Annotated in this window: 3 protein-coding genes; all 3 read right to left on the bottom strand. The window is 68.9% G+C overall.

All coding sequences use genetic code 11. The features are described from left to right. The coding region (locus AC27KI_RS22920; RefSeq protein WP_487116007.1) for a rod-binding protein at window positions 1-407 on the bottom strand (407 nt) is incomplete at its 3' end. A 69-nt stretch (window positions 408-476) separates the two neighbouring features. Then, window positions 477-1,622, bottom strand: coding sequence for a flagellar basal body P-ring protein FlgI (locus AC27KI_RS22915; RefSeq protein ID WP_272565446.1), 1,146 nt, complete (start codon window positions 1,620-1,622; stop codon window positions 477-479). Between the two features lie 204 nt (window positions 1,623-1,826). Beyond that, window positions 1,827-2,404, bottom strand: a 578-nt coding sequence (locus AC27KI_RS22910; RefSeq protein ID WP_487116005.1) for a flagellar basal body L-ring protein FlgH, incomplete at its 5' end; no start/stop codon positions are given.

Below are 2,404 nucleotides of genomic sequence, written 5' to 3'. Positions count from 1 at the left end.
CGCTGGCTGGCGGCGCCCAGGCTCAAGGTGGAGGGCACCGAAAACGTGGGCTCGGCGCCGGCGCCGGCGCCGGCATCGCCGCCGCCGATCTGGCGCGTCAGCTGGCGCTGGATGGCCTCCGAGAGCCCGCCCTGGCGGCCCGACATCTGGATGGACAGCTGCTGGTCGAGCATGTCCGTGCCCAGGTCAGCCTGGCCGCCTTCCATGAGGCCGGACTTCATCGTCGCCTCGCGCATGCTCTTGATCATCTCGCGCATGAAGAGCGATTCGAACTGCTTGGCCGCTTCCTTGGCGGCCTGCGGGCTGTTCTGACCGGCCTCGTACTTGAGCGCGTTGAGCGAGCGCGAATCGACGGCCAGCGCATTGGTGGCGGTGGTGGTCGCGGCAGAGGGCAGGGTCATGGCCATGTGCGGTCTCCCGTCAGGTCGGGCGCTGTCCCGCGGGGCGCGGGGACGGCAAGGTGGCGGCCTGGGTCATCAGATGACCTCCAGCTCGGCGTTCAGGGCGCCCGCGGCCTTGATGGCCTGCAGGATGGCCAGCAGGTCCTGCGGCGTGGCGCCCAGGGTGTTGAGCGCACGCACCACGTCGGCCAGCTGCGGCGACGGCGGCATCTGGATGATGTTGCCCGGCTCCTGCTTGACGGTGATGTCGCTCTTTTGCGCCACCACGGTCTGCCCTTGCGACAGCGGGTTGGGCTGGCTGATGACGGGCGTGGAGCTGATGGTGATCGACAGGTTGCCGTGCGCGATGGCGCAGGGGCCCAGCGTCACGGCCTGGTTCAGCACGATGGAGCCGGTGCGGGCGTTGATGACGACCTTGGCGGAGGGGACGGAGTCGGCCACCGCCAGTTCTTCCAGGTCGGCGATGAAGTTCACCCGGGCGCCGGGGTCCAGGGGCGCGCGCACCTGCACCGTGCGGCCGTCCAGCGCCGTGGCGATGCCGGCGCCGTTGCCCAGCTTGCCGTTGATGGCCTGGGCCACCTTGCGGGCGGTCTGGAAGTCCGAGGCGTTCAGGCCCAGGGTGATGGTGTCGCTGTCGTTCAGCGGGGTGGGCACCGAGCGTTCCACTTGTGCGCCATCGGGAATGCGGCCGGCGCTCAGGTGGTTGATCTGCACCTTGCTGCCGCCGGCAGATGCCCCGGCACCGCCCACGACCATGTTGCCCTGCGCCATGGCGTAGATCTCGCCGTCGGCGCCGCGCAGCGGCGTGGCGATCAGCGTGCCGCCCTTGAGCGACTTGGCGTTGCCCATGGAGGACACGCTCACGTCGATGGTCTGGCCGGGCTGGGCGAAGGCGGGCAGCTGGGCGGTGACGATCACCGTCGCCACGTTCTTGAGCTGGGGCGCCGCCGTGCCGGGCGGCAGGCTGATGCCCATCTGCTGCAGGTAGTTCGTCATCGCCTGCGTGGTGAAGGGCATCTGCGTGGTCTGGTCGCCCGTGCCGTCCAGGCCCACGACGAGGCCATAGCCCGTCAACTGGTTGCTGCGCACGCCTTGCACGGCCGCCACTTCCTTGATGCGCAGGGCATGGGCGGGCAACGCCGCGCACAGGGTGGCCAGGGCGGCCAGCAGCCACACGAGCCGCGACGCGCGCGAAATCAGGGGAGAGGGCAGGGCTTTCATGGCCTCGATTGTGAAAGCGGACCGCTTCACGGGATGGGCCAAAAAGATGCCGGATTACCGGTCAATTGGGGCGGCCGGCCCCGGGGGAATACCAGCGAAAAATGCCGCCAGTGCAATCATCACTAGGGCATTGTGCTATAAAAATAATAGCAATCTGCCGCCAGGCCGTGGCGGCAGATTGCGGACAGGGGATGGGTGGCGCGTTTAGAACGGCGTGACCGAATTGAAAGCCCGCGACAGCCAGCCCATGGCCTGCGCCTCGCTCTGGGCGCCGCGCCCGCGCGACTGCACCCGGGCGTTGGCCACCAGCGTGGAGCTGATCACGCTGCCCGGCTGCAGGGCGCGTGGGTCCACCGTGCCGGAAAAGCGCAGCACGTCCACGTTGTCGTTCACGCCGATCTGCTTTTCGCCGGCGATCACCAGGTGGCCGTTGGGCAGCACGTCGATCACGGTGGTGGTGATGGTGCCGGTGAAGGTGTTGGTGCTTTCGGTGCCGCCCTTGCCTTCGAAGTTGTTGGTGCTGGTCGCGCCCAGCGAGGCCTTGCCCAGGTTGGTCGAACTGATGAACGGCAGCGCGGTGATGCCCGACGCCGTGCCCGACTTGCGGTCCACGGTGGAGGTCGATTTCTGGCTGGCCGACACCGTCTCGATGATCTGGATGGTGACCACATCGCCCACCAGGCGCGCGCGGCGGTCCTCGAACACCGGCCGGTAGCTGGCCGCGTGGAACAGGCTGCCCGTCGCGGGGCCGGAGGGCCGCGGCGTGGCGGCCACGGGCGGCG

This window comes from Acidovorax sp. KPB24-03, assembly GCF_057546605.1.
The sequence above is the reverse complement of the archived record's forward strand: the minus strand, read 5'-3'. Positions and strand labels throughout refer to the sequence as shown.

Excerpts from the sequence above, each read along its gene's own strand:
- AC27KI_RS22915 (WP_272565446.1), bottom strand. The coding sequence starts at position 1,622 with ATGAAAGCCCTGCCCTCTCCCCTGATTTCGCGCGCGTCGCGGCTCGTG.